At 37.6% G+C, this 16,076-nt stretch carries 17 protein-coding genes; 3 read left to right on the top strand and 14 right to left on the bottom strand.

The genetic code is table 11. The annotated features are described in order from the left end of the window. Positions 1–165: 165 nt before the first annotated feature. Positions 166–1,686 carry a succinyl-CoA:acetate CoA-transferase ScpC gene (scpC, locus tag ACQKIH_RS12390; protein ID WP_057985964.1) on the top strand — a complete coding sequence of 507 codons (1,521 nt, stop codon included), beginning with the start codon at positions 166–168 and terminating at the stop codon, positions 1,684–1,686. 61 nt (positions 1,687–1,747) lie between these two features. Here scpC and ACQKIH_RS12385 read toward each other — a convergent pair whose 3' ends face one another. The 12 genes from ACQKIH_RS12385 to ACQKIH_RS12330 all read right to left on the bottom strand — a co-directional run bounded on the left by ACQKIH_RS12385 (position 1,748) and on the right by ACQKIH_RS12330 (position 13,070). Beyond that, entirely contained in the window at positions 1,748–2,086 is a 339-nt protein-coding gene (locus tag ACQKIH_RS12385; RefSeq protein ID WP_057985967.1) for a hypothetical protein, read from the bottom strand. A gap of 390 nt (positions 2,087–2,476) precedes the next feature. Further along, positions 2,477–2,758 carry a GNAT family N-acetyltransferase gene (locus ACQKIH_RS12380; RefSeq protein ID WP_057985969.1) on the bottom strand — a complete coding sequence of 94 codons (282 nt, stop codon included), beginning with the start codon at positions 2,756–2,758 and terminating at the stop codon, positions 2,477–2,479. A 151-nt stretch (positions 2,759–2,909) separates the two neighbouring features. After that, positions 2,910–3,830, bottom strand: coding sequence for a DUF1002 domain-containing protein (locus tag ACQKIH_RS12375; RefSeq protein WP_057985971.1), 921 nt, complete (start codon positions 3,828–3,830; stop codon positions 2,910–2,912). Positions 3,831–3,954: 124 nt separating this feature from the next. Continuing rightward, entirely contained in the window at positions 3,955–4,812 is an 858-nt protein-coding gene (locus ACQKIH_RS12370) for a CvfB family protein (RefSeq protein WP_057985973.1), read from the bottom strand. 42 nt (positions 4,813–4,854) lie between these two features. After that, a complete protein-coding gene (gene mntR, locus ACQKIH_RS12365; RefSeq protein ID WP_057985975.1) occupies positions 4,855–5,259 on the bottom strand; it encodes a transcriptional regulator MntR in 405 nt (134 codons plus the stop codon). Between the two features lie 110 nt (positions 5,260–5,369). Continuing rightward, on the bottom strand, positions 5,370–5,648 hold the full coding sequence (locus tag ACQKIH_RS12360; RefSeq protein WP_057985976.1) for a late competence development ComFB family protein: 279 nt from the start codon (positions 5,646–5,648) through the stop codon (positions 5,370–5,372). Between the two features lie 154 nt (positions 5,649–5,802). Further along, positions 5,803–7,917: a heavy metal translocating P-type ATPase gene (locus ACQKIH_RS12355; protein WP_057985978.1), complete on the bottom strand. Its 2,115-nt coding sequence runs from the start codon at positions 7,915–7,917 to the stop codon at positions 5,803–5,805. Positions 7,918–7,922: 5 nt separating this feature from the next. After that, a complete protein-coding gene (locus ACQKIH_RS12350) occupies positions 7,923–8,267 on the bottom strand; it encodes an ArsR/SmtB family transcription factor (RefSeq protein WP_057985980.1) in 345 nt (114 codons plus the stop codon). 216 nt (positions 8,268–8,483) lie between these two features. Then, positions 8,484–10,883: a penicillin acylase family protein gene (locus ACQKIH_RS12345; protein WP_427766413.1), complete on the bottom strand. Its 2,400-nt coding sequence runs from the start codon at positions 10,881–10,883 to the stop codon at positions 8,484–8,486. A gap of 83 nt (positions 10,884–10,966) precedes the next feature. Beyond that, positions 10,967–11,734, bottom strand: a complete 768-nt coding sequence (locus ACQKIH_RS12340; protein ID WP_427766410.1) for an exodeoxyribonuclease III — start codon at positions 11,732–11,734, stop codon at positions 10,967–10,969. A gap of 74 nt (positions 11,735–11,808) precedes the next feature. Beyond that, positions 11,809–12,720 (bottom strand): UDP-N-acetylmuramate dehydrogenase, encoded by a 912-nt coding sequence (gene murB / locus ACQKIH_RS12335; RefSeq protein ID WP_057986208.1) that lies wholly within the window; start codon positions 12,718–12,720, stop codon positions 11,809–11,811. An 83-nt stretch (positions 12,721–12,803) separates the two neighbouring features. After that, a complete protein-coding gene (locus ACQKIH_RS12330; protein WP_427766473.1) occupies positions 12,804–13,070 on the bottom strand; it encodes a winged helix-turn-helix transcriptional regulator in 267 nt (88 codons plus the stop codon). 225 nt (positions 13,071–13,295) lie between these two features. Here ACQKIH_RS12330 and ACQKIH_RS12325 point away from each other — a divergent pair, with 225 nt between their 5' ends. Together ACQKIH_RS12325 and ACQKIH_RS12320 are read left to right on the top strand one after the other, a co-directional pair. After that, positions 13,296–13,820, top strand: coding sequence for a YceI family protein (locus ACQKIH_RS12325; protein WP_427766408.1), 525 nt, complete (start codon positions 13,296–13,298; stop codon positions 13,818–13,820). A gap of 16 nt (positions 13,821–13,836) precedes the next feature. Continuing rightward, complete coding sequence (locus tag ACQKIH_RS12320; RefSeq protein ID WP_427766406.1) at positions 13,837–14,199, top strand: DUF2500 domain-containing protein; 363 nt, start codon at positions 13,837–13,839, stop codon at positions 14,197–14,199. A 57-nt stretch (positions 14,200–14,256) separates the two neighbouring features. Here the strand turns inward: ACQKIH_RS12320 and ACQKIH_RS12315 are convergent, their stop codons facing one another. After that, the gene (locus tag ACQKIH_RS12315) at positions 14,257–14,895 is read right to left on the bottom strand and encodes an FMN-dependent NADH-azoreductase (protein WP_427766403.1); all 639 of its coding nucleotides are present in this window, start codon (positions 14,893–14,895) and stop codon (positions 14,257–14,259) included. A 222-nt stretch (positions 14,896–15,117) separates the two neighbouring features. Beyond that, positions 15,118–15,822, bottom strand: a complete 705-nt coding sequence (locus ACQKIH_RS12310) for a DsbA family oxidoreductase (protein ID WP_427766400.1) — start codon at positions 15,820–15,822, stop codon at positions 15,118–15,120. Positions 15,823–16,076: the final 254 nt, after the last annotated feature.

Genomic DNA, 16,076 nt, shown 5'->3' with positions numbered 1-16,076 from the left:
CATTTTTTAAGCGCTTTTATGTTATATGCGAAGAAAATGTGACAATTTGATGTTATTATTATCTTATCTGTCAGCTTGTTATCTGACAAAATAAACAGAAAATTCCAACAAAATTTCCTGTTAGCTTAAAACCATTAAAAAACTTTTTAGGGGAGGATTTTTTCTATGGATCCACGAGTTGAGAAACGTTTAGGTTTAAAACAATTAGCAGATAAAATCGTATCTGCACAAGAGGCTGCTGCTTTAATTCAAGATGGCACAGTAGTAGGTATGTCTGGATTTACTCGCGCTGGAGATGCAAAAGTTGTACCAATGGCTTTAGCTGAACGCGCTAAAACTGAACAAATTAAAATTGATGTATATACAGGGGCTTCTTTAGGTCCTGAAGTTGATAACTACCTTGCTGCTGCAGGTGTTATTAATAAACGTGGACCATTCCAAGGGGACGCGGTAATGCGTGGTTTAATCAATAAAGGCGACATCAAATATGTAGACGCACATCTTTCTCACAATGCTGAGTTAGTACGTCAAGGTATTATGGGTCCAATTAAACACTTAATTTTAGAAGCTGTTGCAATTACTGAAGATGGTTTAATTATCCCAACAAACTCTGTTGGTAACTCACCAATTTTTGCTGAGTATGCAGAAAATATTATTATCGAATTAAATATTTCTCACCCAGAAGCATTAATCGGTATCCACGACATCTACGTTCCAGGTGAACAAGGTAAGCGTGAAGCGATCCCTATGATGAATGCTGAACAACGTATCGGTGAAATCGGTATCCGCGTTCCTGTTGAGAAAATCCAAGCAATCGTAATTTCTGAAGAGCCAGATGCGCCTTCATTAATCGTTCCTCCAGATGAGGAAACTCAAAACATGGCAAACATCTTATTAGACTTCTTCCGTTCTGAAATTAAAGCGGGTCGTTTAACAAATGAACTTATGCCATTACAATCTGGTGTAGGATCTGTTGCTAATGCTGTATTAGATGGCTTCGCTGATTCTGAATTCGAAAACTTAGTTGTTGCTTCTGAAGTATTACAAGATGCAGTATTCAACTTAATCGATGCAGGTAAAGTACGCTTTGCTGCTGCAACTTCAATTACATTAACTGAAGAATTACAGCAAAAAGTATACGGCAACTTAGAAAAGTATGCTGATAAAATTTGCTTACGTCCACAAGAAATTTCTAACCACCCAGAAATTATCCGTCGTTTAGGTTTAATCTCTATTAACACGGCACTTGAGTTGGATATTTATGGTAACGTAAACTCTACACACGTTTCAGGTACAAAAATGATGAACGGTATCGGCGGTTCTGGTGACTTCGCTCGTAACGCTCGTCTTGGTATCTTCGTAACGAAATCATATGCAAAAGGTGGCGCGATTTCTTCAATCGTACCAATGGTTTCTCACGTAGACCACACGGAACATGATGTAGATGTAATCGTAACAGAACAAGGTATCGCGGACCTACGTGGGCTTGCTCCAAGAGAACGTGTTGAATTAATTATTAACAACTGTGCACACCCAGATTTCAAAGAGCAATTACGCGATTACTATAACCGCGCAGTTGAAGCAACAGGTGGAGCACATACTCCTCACATCTTAGAGGAAGCTCTTTCTTGGCACGTAAATCTTGCTAAAAACAAAACAATGAAAAAAGAAGTTGTTAAAGCTTAATTTTATTTTAGAAAAGACACAATTCAATTGAATTGTGTCTTTTTTTGATGTCACACCTTATCTAAGCTTGATGCTTATTAAATGCATCAATCGCCGTTTGTGCGCCGCCTTCATCGATAAACTTGTTTTCTTGAATTGTTAATGGTTTAGATCCTGCAGGTGCTTGTGCTACATCACCTGCTACGTCCCCTGTTGCAATTAATTTTTCACGCATAGAATTATTTTGTGTTGAAGTACTTCCAAAATTTTTCTTTTGATCTGCCATTACCTTTGTTGCTTTTGTTTTTGCATCATTTAATAATTCCATTGCTTTGTCACGGTTTTCCTTTTTACTTAACATAGAGGCCACTCCAGCAACTAAACCTGCTAAAACAACGCCTTTACCTTTTAATTTTGCCATTAAGCATTCCTCCCCAAAAATAATTACCTTATTGTATTTTTCCCCTAAACACCATAATTAAAACATTTAATGCCTAAATAAATAATCTCTTCTTCTTGAAATTTTATCGTAAAAATTTCAAGTATTTATAGTATGTCTTGAATACATCTGTTTTATTTAAGGTATTTTTGGGTAGACTATTAGTATTATCGAAAAGGAGTGATGGATATGTTCCAAAATAAAGAAATCGGTTTTGAGTGGATGGAAATTTCCGCTCTTTTCGGTGTAGCACTTGTTATCACTGCCCTTATTTCATTTCTGACAACGATGTAAATACGAAAAAAAAGATAGCTACTCACGCAACATATTTGTGAGTAGCTATCCTTTATAGTTAGTGTATTTCATTATTTCCTAAACTTTTATATCGTCATACTCATTGCTTTTTTCGAATGCAGAGACAACATATGAGCAAACAGCATTTACTTTCAACTGCTCTTTTCGTGCATAGTTTGCCGCTTCATCTAATAGCTTTTTAGCTACCCCTTGACCTCGTAACACGTTAGATACGTATGTGTGGTCTATTGACATGATCCCGTTGTGTTCTGCCCAAGTAATTTCTGCTACACGTTGTCCGTCTAGCTCATACTCAAATGCCCCATGACCATTACTTGATTTATTCAATTTAAATTCCATACTATCCCTCCTCTTTGTAAATCCAATATAGCATAATTCTGAATATTATAAAAAACAAAAACCCTGGTAGAGTCACAGATTTCTGAGGAAGTTTTTAAAACTCACTCGAAAAAAATCTGGATACAATTATACCAGGGCTTAATTGATTCATTTATTCTTTCGCAAACCAAGAAGAAAGCGTATCGATTAAATTGCTAAAGAAGTTTTTTACACTTTGCCAAAAGCCTTCATCTTCTAAAATAGCTCCGAATTTTTCTTCAAACTTTGAACTCAAATCTGAAAGTTGGCTTGATAGTTTACTAAAGTCGATATTCAAATTACTAATTCGATTCATTAAATCTACTAACAGTTGGCGATCTTGTTCACTTAAATTAATTTGGAACTTCGCTAATTGCTCTTCTACAATTTTTTGTACTTCTTCTTTTGTAGCAGGCTTATTTTCAGCAATGACTTTTTTAATTTCTGTTAATAATTCCGCCACTTTTTCATCGCTTACACCAGCCGTTTCTGCTAATGTCGTCGCAACGGATAGCTCATCATTTGCAACATCTGTACGTTCGATATTTAACGTTTCACCTGTTTTCACTTCATATGCTTTGTAAATACCTACTAATGCCGAGTGTCCTGTTACTGGCTTTGGTGCTGCAATTTCTACAATGGCATCCTCAATTCCTGCTGTTAACATCGCACTTGCATACATTTCAGATGTTACTTGTGTAATATTTTCTGGCGTAACAACACTAATTGTTAACCCTTTTCCTTTATCTTGACGTGTAATTTTTGCAGATGAGTACATACGAGAGCTTGAATTACTGTCTTTAATATATTTTGCTAAATCTTGTCCTGAGATTGTAATTTCATCTATTTCAGATTCCTGCTCTACCCGTAAAGCCGTTTTTACATGTTCCTTTTCCTCGTTCGATAAATTACTTCCGTACACGACGATTGGTACACCTAGCTTTTCATCAATTGGTTTTTTCGTTGCTGTGTCCGCTGCAAATGTGGACATTGGAAAAACACTTGAAAGTAAAAGTGCAAATACCGCAAAGAGCGCAATCCATTTTTGTTTCATATTAAAATACCCCTTTCAAAATGAACGTTTAATCCTATGTGCATTTACCTTATAGTACGAATAAAAAAAGTAAAAGGTTGCAATGTTGTTAGCCTTTTACTTTTCTCTCTTTATTTTTGTTGGCTTAAACGATTTCTGTCCAGCCGTCTTGTTGTATGATTTTGCGAGCTTTCATTAACGTTCCAAGTGCGCGCTTAAATGCACCTTTACTCATATTGAACATTTCTTCAATTTCTTCAGGTGTTGATTTATCATGGAATGGCATTTTTCCGCCAACACTTTCCAAATAAGCAAAGATTTTTTCTGCATCTTCCCCTAGTCTTTCGTGCTTACGTGGAAGTAATGAGCCATTTAATGAGCCATCTTCCTTTACATCAACAATACGTACTTGAACATCTTGACCTAAACGCGGCTCTGCCTTCATTTCTGATTCGTGTACAAAAATGCGATACGGCGCTTCTACCCCAATTAAAAATGAACCAATTGGTAATAAGCGGTATGGACGTGCCACAATGTTTTTATTGAATGCTTCTTCGTTCGCACCTTCATACATTTCGTTTACTTTTTCTTCTGTAATAAGGCGACCAAATAAATCACCATTGCGGTCTGTGCGTAATGTTAAATACAAATGATCCCCAGCTTGTGGCCAAACTTCCTGTACTACAGGTAAATCTTCCGCGCGTAAAAGTACTTCACGAGACGTTCCAATATCACAAAAGGCCCCTTCTTGCGTCACTTTTAATACGCGTGCCCAGCCATAATTTGCTTCTGTAATATGCGGGATTACCGTTGTTGCTTGCAAGCTACCACGACGGTCTGTATATAAAAATACCTTTACGCTATCGCCAATTGTTAATGCCTCTTCTACATCCGAAGTGTTTAACGGAATTTCGATATCACCGTTTGTTAAAATATAACGTGAACCTTGCTCTTCTAATATTGTTAAATCTACAACTTGTCCTGATTTCATTAATTGATTCATTTGTCTTCTCCTTTTTCTCGTCAATCATTACTGAATATGATTTTATTTCATTTGTTCTAACTTTTTTGTCAGCTCGGGCTGTTCTTCTAAAAGCTGAACAAGATCTGCAATTCTGTCTATTGAGTTCCAACTTAAATGATGTTCAATACCTTCAACATCGTCATAAATACGTTCCTCATCCACACCAATCAGTCGTAAAAACTGCTCTAATAAATCATGTCGCTGTACGAGGCGCTTCCCTAATTTTTGCCCTTTTGATGTTAAAGTTAACCCTCGATATTTTTCATAGATTAAATAGCCGTCTTTATCTAACTTTTGGACCATCTTTGTCACTGAGGAAGGCAGAACAGATAAAGCTTCCGCAATATCGGACACACGGGCATATCCTTTATTATCGATGAGTAAATATATTTGTTCTATGTGGTCCTCCATACTAGGTGTTGGCATAGTCTGTTCCCCTCTTTCCAAATAACTATCTCAAGTTTACTACATTTCCACATAAAAAGTTAACTGAAAACGGTAAAAGAGCCCTCTCCGGTGGTGAAGAAGGCTCTTATCTAATGTCTTGGATATCGATTCACTATATGAAGCGCACGAATAATTTGCTTGTTTATTTCCTCAAGGTTTTCTGGAGTGTTTAGTTGTTCAAATACGAAGTCTCTTGATTTTGGTGAAACGATATATCTTGTTGGCAACACGTTCAATGCAATCGCGTTAACATCCATTTCACATTGCTCACAATGACAAAATGTTTGATACTCTACACCGTGCAACATAAAATTCACAAGCCCTCGAACAATCTCTTCCATCACATTTACCAATTTACCATTCGACATTTCTTACTTTCGCCTCATTCAATTGTTGGTTTTGCGTTACTCCTAATCATATACCGTACATTGAAATAACTCAATTATTCCGTTCCTAATCGTTATTATTTTCTAGTTTCAGCATAATTATTCGTGTGATAAACGTGATTTTAGAATATTTACCCTATTTCATTTTTAATAATCGTAGTGAATTTAAAATAACGAGTAAAGTTGCACCCATATCAGCAAATATCGCAATCCATAATGTCAGCCAACCTGGGATTACTAATAGTAAAGCAATCACTTTTAAACCTAAGGCAAAAATAATATTTTGTTTAATAATGGTTACTGTTTTTTTACTTAAATTTATCGTATAAGGAAGCTTTGTTAAATCATCACTCATCAACACTACTTGAGCGGTTTCTAAAGCTGCATCCGTTCCTGCACCACCCATTGCAATACCGATATTGGCTGCTGCTAATGCAGGTGCATCATTGACACCATCACCAATCATTGCAACCGCGCCGTACTGTTGTTGTAATTCTTTCATTGCTTGCAATTTATTTTCTGGCAATAAATTGGCGCGCACATCATCTATGCCTAGTTCCTCAGCAATCTTTTGTGCCGTTTGAGATGCATCCCCTGTGAGCATTACTGTATGACGAATTTTATTTTCATGGAGCACTTTGATCACTTCTTTACTTTCGTCACGCACTTGATCTGCAATGGCAAGGACACCAAGTAGCTCTGTTTCATTCGCTGCTATAATGACGGACTTTCCTTCTGATGCCAATTTTTCGATTGTTTGATGTAATTTTTCTGAAATTGGTACGAGTGTTTGAATCCATTTAACGCTTCCTACATAAATCTTTTGTCCATCAACGCTCGCATAAGCCCCTTTCCCCGTTACCGATTGGAAATCTTCTACGCTTGGGATATGGACCTTTTGCTCAAATGCTTTTGAAAGAATAGCGCGTGCTAATGGGTGTTGTGATTTTTTCTCTACTGCTGCAATTTGCGCTAATAATTGCTGCTCGTTTTGACCCTCTTCTGCTAAAACTGCCACAACTTCTGGCTGGCCTTTTGTTAATGTACCCGTTTTATCAAATGCTACCGCTTGAATACGGCCAAGCTCTTCTAAATACGCGCCACCTTTAATCAATACGCCCTGTTTAGCTGCATTCCCAATGGCCGTAACAATCGCCACAGGAGTTGAAATAATTAACGCACAAGGACAGCCTACAACTAATACCGCAAGCCCTTGATAAATCCAATGTTGCCAATCACCCGTTATAAACCCTGGAACAACCGCCACTAATAACGCGCCTAACATAATAGCTGGGGTATAATATTTGGCAAAACGATCGACAAATTTTTGTGAAGGGGCTTTTTCAGCTTGAGCTTCTTCAACTAAATGAATAATTTTTGCGATTGTAGTATCTTCTACACGCTTTGTCACTTTTATTTCAAGCGCACCTTCTTCATTTAGCGTGCCTGCAAATACTGTATCTTCCACTGTTTTCGTTACAGGAATGGACTCCCCTGTAATAGCCGACTGATTAACCGTCGAAACGCCCTCGATAACAATCCCGTCCATTGCAATTTTTTGTCCTGGCTTGACGATTAAAATATCGCCAATTTGAATATCTTCCGTCGCCACTTCCATCTCATGAAAATGTTCGCCATGTGCTCGCTTAATAAGTGCAGTAGGGGGTGCAATATCAATCAGCTGTGAAATGGATTGACGCGCTTTGTTCATAGAATACGCTTCCAACGCTTCACTCACTGCAAATAAAAATACTACAATCGCTGCTTCTTGCCATTCTCCAATTATAGCCGCACCAATAATAGCAATCGTCATTAACGTTTTCATATCAAACTCGAAATTTCGTAAATTGTTCATACCTGTTTTAAAAATCGGGAGCCCACCTACAACAATTGCAATGGCAAACAAGCTATTCGCCAGTAAATGCCCTTCCCCTTTTGTAAAGCTCGCAATCAAACCAAAGAATACAAAGACAAGTGAAAAGGCAGCTAATAGATTTTCTTTTCGCTTGTAAAATGGAATCGAATTAACCTTTTTTCGTTCATTTGCTAAAGCTACTTTTATACCATCAAATGCTCCAGCCTCTTCAAGCTGCGCAACCGTTACATCACCTGTAACAGTTAACTTTGCTGCACCAAAATTGAGTTGCACCTCTTCCACAGTAGAAATTTCACGTATATTCCGTTCAAATTTCGCTGCACAATTCGCACAAGATAAATTTTCTAACCGAAATTGTTCCGTCTTTTGCGCCATCCTATTCACTCCCTTGAATGTTCATATGCAATTGTTACGATTTGATAAACATGGTCATCCGCCAATGAGTAATACATCAATTTTCCTTCACGTGTCGATTTTGCTAAAGCATGCTCTTTTAAATAGCGTAAATGATGGGAAGCAGTCGCTGTACTTGAGCCAATAATCGCCGCAACGTCACATACGCACAATCGTTTTTCTATCGTTAAAGCGTACGCAATTTTTAAGCGTGTTTCGTCTGCTAGGGCTTTTAAAAATTGGGCAACTTTTGAAAGCTCAGGCATTTGTTGTTGCACACGTTGTACTGCCTCTTCATTAATCGTAACTACTTCACACGTTTCCTTTGTCACTTCATCACCTCATTCAAATGTTTGTTTGATTGTATTATAACTTACTGATACATCTTATTCAAATAGGCGTTTGAATGTTTGGGGTAATTGGAGCATTTTTTTATAAATATTTAAATGTGTTTGTGTTTGACTGGCTGGGGGCCTAGGAAACACACATTCCAATAAAAAAGGGTATTTCAACATAAAGTCGAAATACCCTTTTTCATAGTAATTTTTTTACTGTGCTTTTAATACAAGTTCATAGCCTTTGTCGATTTCACCGTTAATTTTGGTTTTATGGTAATCCCCAGATACCCAGTCAGACACTTGATTATCATACCATTTTGATTTTACGTGACCGCTTTGACCAGGTCCTACTATGTGCTCAGCTGTAGATAAATTTTGTAAATCTGCTACGAAACGCCATGACGCTCCATGAGTCACATTACCTTTCCCATCTTCAGCAGCTGCTTGAACCGTAACACTCGATCCACCTACTGGTACCTTTTTGGGATTTAAGTAGCTCGCTATTAAATCCGAGGCACTTGATAATGGGTGGTTAAACGTTAGCTGACTGTAGCTACCCCATTGCCATTTTGAAACGGACTTTCCAAACTTATCTTGAATTTTCGCAACAGCCTCTTCGAATGCAGTGTACACAAACGCATCTAAACCGCCCTCATCCGTAATCCAAACACCTGGGTTCCCAGCATACGCATCTTGCAACATATCATTTGTAATTTGCGCTTTTGCTGGCATCATTTTAAATATATCTGCTGGCATCGCATCTGCAAACAATGTGTTTTTCATATTTTCATATAAGAAGTGATAAATAAGTGGTGCCCCTTGATCTTGATTATCATAGTACTCCCACTGTTCTAACAACGCAATTTCCTCTTTATATTTACCTTCTGAATCTTGCGCTTTAATCGTTTCTAAAAAGCTTGGTAAAAATTCTACAGCATGTAAGTTTTTCTTATCCATCTGCATATTTTTCATATCTTCTGCTGTTAGTTTTATTTGCTTGTTTGCTTTTTCATCCACAATCATTTCTACAATGCGCTCATAACGATATGGTTGTGCCCAAAGATTTGACAGATGATACGGATATTCCTTTCCGATAATCTCGTTATTTGCCGTTGCGATAAAGCCTTGTTGTGGATCAATCACTGTTGGTAATTCATTAAACGGAATATAGCTTTCCCAACCATAGGCAGAGGAATCACCTGGTACTGGTAGCGCACCTGTACCCTGCTTACGAATTGGCACTAAACCATTTGCTTTATAAGCGATTTTTCCATCTGTTGAAGCAAATACAAAGTTTTGAGCTGGCGCTTTAAAATCTTCTAAAGCGAGCTCAAATTCATCCCAATTCGACGCTTTATTAAAGCCCATAACTGCTTTTAATTCTTGTGTGGATTGCAATGCTGTCCATTGCATCGAGAACATTTCTTTTACTTCTGTTTCTTTTGTAATAATGTTTGAAATGATTGGCCCATGTCTCGTTTCTACTACTTCGAAATCAATCGTTTGCCCACCTTTTACTTTTATCGGCTCTGGGCGGACAGTCGCATCTTCCCATTGTCCATCATATTTAAATTGATATGGATTTTCTGGGTTTGGCGTTTCAATATATAAATCCTGGACATCAGGATTTACATTCGTTACACCCCAAGCGATTTCTTCATTATGTCCTAAAATAATGCCTGGAATCCCAGCGAAAATAACACCACTTACATTTTGCTCCGGTGATTGTAAATGCATTTGATACCAAATAGACGGTGTGCTTAATCCTAAATGAGGATCATCCGCAAGCAACGGTTTTCCTGATTCTGTGAGGTCACCTGAAACGACCCAGTTATTACTGCCATTAAATTCTGGCGGTAAATAATCCGCCGTAAAGGCTGTTGCCACATTTGTTTTTATATTTAAATTGGCTTCAATAATTGATTTTGCATTCTCAGGATATTCCACAAATAATTCTTCTGCTTGCTCTTGTGGATAGTTTTGCAATGCCCATGAACGGAACGCTTGCTGATTCCAGTTGCCTCCTAAATCATACGCCATATACTTACCGATTGTTAAAGAATCCATTGGTGTCCATGGCTCTGGTGTATAACCAAGCACCTTGAATTCATAGGATAGCTTGCTCGTTCCCTTTACTTCATCAATGAAAGCATTAACCCCTTCCGCGAACCACTCTAAAGTTTGTTTAGAATCGGCATCATAGCCATCCCAAGAAAGCTCTGCTGCATGACGTAAACTAAATGTACGGAAATATTTATCGGTATTTACCGCAGATTCTCCAATAACTTCAGCTAAATTACCGCTTGCTTGACGTCGCGCTAAATCCATTTGAAATAAGCGATCCTGTGCTTGTACATAGCCTTGCGCACGATATAAATCCGCATCAGATTGCGCTTCGATATGCGGAACCCCTACCTCGTCACGCGTTACCTTTACATCACTTTCCAAAATCGAAACAACCGCTTCCCCTTTTATTAACGGCTTTGATTGCGAAAGATATATTTGTAACCCCGCTACTGCAGCACTACCGATAATAATGAGGATTCCAATTATCCACATTGCTATTTTTAATAATTTACGTTTTTTTGGCTTTGTCGCCTGTCGTGCCATTTCATCCACCCCTTTTGTCTATGTAATCATTCTGAATATCACTTAATATTCATTTCCACATATGTTGACAAAATCCTGCAAATCTATTTATCTCTAATTTCATTTAGTTTTAGTAAAATCGGGCAATGGTCGCTTCCTAACACTTGAGAATGAATACTTGCTTCTATAATATTTTCTACCCATCGATTCGATAGGATGAAATAATCGATACGCCAACCGATGTTTCTTTCGCGCACACTATTCATGTACGACCACCACGTAAAATGATCCGTTTCATACGGGTGACAATGTCGAAATGTATCAGTGAAGCCACTCGTCAATAAATCTGTCATTTTCCCGCGCTCTTCCATTGTAAAACCCGAGTTGCCTTTATTTGATTTCGCATTTTTAATATCAATCTCTTCGTGCGCAACATTCAAATCTCCACAATAGATGACGGGCTTTTTCGCATCAAGGTCCTTCAAATATAGTGCAAGCTTGTCCTCCCATTGAAGTCGAAAATCCAGTCGTGCCAAATCACGCTGTGCATTAGGTGTATACACATTTACTACGTAATAATTTTCGTATTCTAATGTAATAATTCGTCCTTCTGCTTCAGAGCCATCTTCTCCTATACCATAATAAACATTTAAAGGCTCATGCTTTGTAAATATAGCTGTTCCTGAGTACCCTTTTTTCTGTGCATAATTCCAGTACTGAAAATAGCCCTCTAGTTGTAATTCAATTTGTCCTGCTTGGCATTTTGTCTCTTGTATGCAAAAGAAGTCTGCATCCATTTCCATAAAATAATCCAAAAACCCTTTTTTCACACACGCACGTATGCCATTTACATTCCACGAAATAAATTTCATTTCCCTCTTCCTTTCATTTCAATCGATTCAATTAAAAAGAAGGCACTTTCGTATAAACGTAAGTGCCCTCTTTATTAGTCCTCGCCGACGATTTTAACTTCCATCTCAAGATCTACATTAAATTTTTCCTTCACAACTTTTTGCACCATTTTAATTGTTTCGATATAGTCGGTTGCTGATGCATTATCTTTATTAACAATAAAGCCCGCATGTTTTGTAGACACTTCCGCTCCACCAACACCTTTACCCTGTAGATCACTGTCTTGTATCAGTTTTCCAGCAAAATAGCCTGGTGGACGTTTAAATACACTGCCAGCAGATGGATATTCTAACGGCTGTTTCGATTCACGTTGATGCGTCAAATCTGCTATTTTGGCATCAATTTCTTGCTGATCACCACTTGTTAATTGGAACGTTGCCGAAAGTACATAATAGCCTTTTTTCGCGATAATACTTTTTCGATAAGTAAGCTCAAGTTGCTCATTCGTTAAAACGATTTGCTCGCCCTCTGGTGTGAGCACCGTGCAAGAAGTAACAATATCTTTCACTTCGCCGCCGTATGCCCCGGCATTCATTGCCATCGCTCCTCCGATTGAACCCGGAATACCACAAGCAAATTCAAAACCTGTCAAACTTTGGGCCGCTACCATTTTAGATACTTCTTTAATCAGTGCCCCACTTTGCACAAATACATGATTGCCCTCAATACGGACTTCATTTAATAAGGCAAAATGTATTACAATGCCACGAATACCACCATCACGAACAACCATATTCGAACCGTTGCCCAGCATCAATAATGGAATTTTATGTTCATATGCATACTTAACAACTGCTGCTGCTTGCTCCTCTGTTGCAGGTAAAACAAATAAATCTGCTTTACCGCCAAGTTTGGTCATCGTATATTTTTTTAACGATTCATTTCGTCTTATATTATGTGGTTGAACCCACTGTGCTAAATCTAGTTCCCATTGTTTCAATGTCATTAATGCCATTTCCTTTCTTGCTAAAGCTCAGTACCCCTTTAGTATCTGTTTTTACCGTGCTTTTTACAAGTAAAAATACGTCACTACAACCACTTTTTCGACCATTCCTCAATTTCCCTTACAACTTGCTCAAGCGAGTGTCCTTTTTCAGTTAATGAATACTCTACTCGAATTGGGACTTCAGAAAAAACATTGCGCTCTACAATGCCTTCCTTTTCTAACTCTTTCAGGCGTTCTGACAGTAAGCGACCACTAATCGGCAATGAGGATTCAATCGCATTGAAACGTTGTGGTCCTTCTAATAATTGATAAATAATTAATGCCGTCCATCGCTTTCCTACAAGCTCCATCGCTTTTGATAAACGTGGGCATAATGCTGTTTCTTTCACGTTTTTCACCTCTATATTTTCATTCTATACAATATAATTTAGTAACATGTATAATTTCCTTATTTTATTTTAACACTTTACTTCAATTACGAAAAGTAAGTAGCTTACTTACAACTATTGTAATTAATATCCATCTATTTTATGATAAACATATAAAACAGTTTGAACTATCTAGGGGGATATAACATGACTACATATGCTATTGACTTCACACATTCGTCTATTAACTTTTCCATCAAACATATGATGATTTCAAAAATTCACGGGGGATTTGATTCGTTTTCTGGTCATGTACAGCTGGAGCAAATAGAAGATTTTAAAAATGCTGAAATTCGCTTTGACCTGGATGTTGCAAGTATTAATACACGCGATGATTCACGTGACCATCATCTGATTTCTGCTGATTTTTTCGATGCCGATCGTTACCCTAAAATTACGTTTATAAAAACAGTAACTGAAGGTGACAAGGCAAATTTTAAACTGATTGGCGATTTAACAATTAAAAACCTTACAAAAGAAGTTGTTTTTGATGTCGTTTATACCGGTCATGTTAAAAGCCCATGGAATACAGATGCTTACGGCTTCTCATGTTCAACACTTCTGAATCGTAAAAACTTCAACTTAACGTACAATGCTGCACTTGAGTCGGGCGGGGTTTTAATCGGTGAAAATGTCCAAATCAATATTGAATTGGAATTAAATCCTTTGTAATTTTAAGAGGAAAAGGATGGTTTATATGTATTACAACGATGGATTTTCTTCAATTATTTCTATAATTGTTCCGCTCGGTTTCATTACAGTATTTGGAATTATTATTTATAGTGTATTTTCTAACATCAAACAGGGCATAAAGAACAATAATTCTCCACTGTTGTCTGTCCCTGCACAAGTAGTAACGAAAAGAACTACTGTTCAAGGCGACCGCTCCTATACGACTTACTTTGTCACATTTGAAGTGCAAAGTGGCGATCGGATGGAGTTTGAAGTCAAAGGTGAGCAATTCGGGCAGCTTGTTGAGAAGGATTTAGGGGTATTAGCTTTCCAAGGAAATCGTTTTATTTCATTTGACCGACAAAAATTAAACGTATAAAATCCTGTCAATAAGAAAAGCTTCTCGCAAATTGCGAGAAGCTTTTTCATATTACAATTAAGCTGTAACTGTAGCTAAAGTTTGTGCAACTTCTTTAACTTGCGCTAAGCCTGCTTCGATAATGTTTGCAGCTTCTGCTGGGTTTGCATTGTGGCCTTCGATAATTACTTCGCCCACTTTTGTCATACCATATACGCCAGCGATTACTGTGTTAATGTATGTTGCAGCCATTTCCATTGGAGCTGTTTCTGGTGTTGAGTAAATACCACCACGAGCTGATAATACGATATATTTTTTATCTGTCATTAAGCTTACTAAGTTACCATTCTCATCATATTTGAATGAATAACCTGCGCTGTAAGTGTAATCAATAAATGATTGTAATGCAGCAGGAATTGTTAAGTTCCATAATGGGAAAGCAAATACTACTAAATCAGCAGCTGTTAATGCTTCACGAGATTTGTTTAATGAATCGATTGAAGCTTGCTCACGAGCTGTTAATGCTTCACCGTTTTGCGCTTTACCAAATGCGTTGAATAATTCTTGACCGAAGTACTCTAAGTTTTCTTCAAATACGTCAAAAGTTGAAAGTGTTAAACCTTCTACTTTTGAAGCCTCTGCCATGAATGTTTCATACATTTTTGTTGATACGCCATCTGGGCGGTTGTTTGCTTTAATTACTAATACGTTTGTCATACTATATTAACTCCCCTTAATTATCCTAATTTTATATATCTCGATTCCGAGGTACTTTATTATAATATACAACTATGCGTAAAAAATCAACTAGATTTACTTCATACTTTAGGATGAAATGATTTATACTACGACATTTAGTCAAGCAGGCATTGCCGTAATATACGACAATGCCTGCTTTCCGATATTTTAGTAGTTATTGGGACCCTTTAATGAAACAAACTAAATTTCACAAGAATCATCCGTGCAAGTCGGACCATTCTCACCCTGCATGTTTAAAGGTTTTCTTAAGCCGGCTTCTTGTGCTGCCTTTTCAATCGTTTGCTCAAAAACTTCTTGCGGTTGCGCTCCAGCAATACCGTATTTATTATCAATCACAAAGAATGGTACGCCGCGCACACCTAGCTGCTGTGCAATGGCAATGTCTTGATGCACTTCTTCTTCAAATTGTTTGCCCTCTATAATAGCCTTCGCACCGTCTGTCGATAAACCTGTCTTTTCCACAAGAGCTAATAAAACATCGGTATTGCCGATTGCTTGCCCTTCTAGGAAATACGCTTTTAGCACAAGCTCTGTAAATTCTTTCCCTTTTCCTTCTACCTCTGCCCACTTCGCTAAACGATGCGCTTTCACAGTGTTTGCTGTTTTCATATCGGCAAAATTGTAATCTAACCCTACACTTTTTGCACGTTCCGCAACGTTGTCTCCCATATTTTTTACTTCTTCTAATGACATATTATATTTTTGCTGTAAATCATCATACACTGATCCTGCAGCATCCACAGGAGTATTTGGATCTAATAAATAACTTTTATATTCAATCTCTACCGCCTGTTCATAACCTGTTTGTTGCAACGCGATTTCTAATTGTCTTTTACCGATATAACAAAACGGACATACATAATCTGACCAAACTTCAATTTTCATTTGACTCACTCTCCTTGTTTTGTATTGTATCGAAATAAGGAAAATATGTACATTAAGTGAACTGCAATCCTAAAAAATTTATACTATCCGCCGAGGCTTGGGCCAACATGATGTTGGTCACTCAGGTGTTGCCGCACAACGCGGTGTACTTAGCCTGAGTTCCTCTAATTCAGCTATGTTTTGAATACCAATAATAAAAACGTTGTATAAAATGCCAACATTTCCATCATCCTAAAAAATAAAAAGGTGATACT

The sequence above is a fragment of the Solibacillus cecembensis genome (genome assembly GCF_050272495.1).
In the GTDB taxonomy this organism is placed as follows: Bacteria; Bacillota; Bacilli; order Bacillales_A; family Planococcaceae; genus Solibacillus; species Solibacillus cecembensis.
This window is presented reverse-complemented; position numbering and strand designations above follow the sequence as displayed.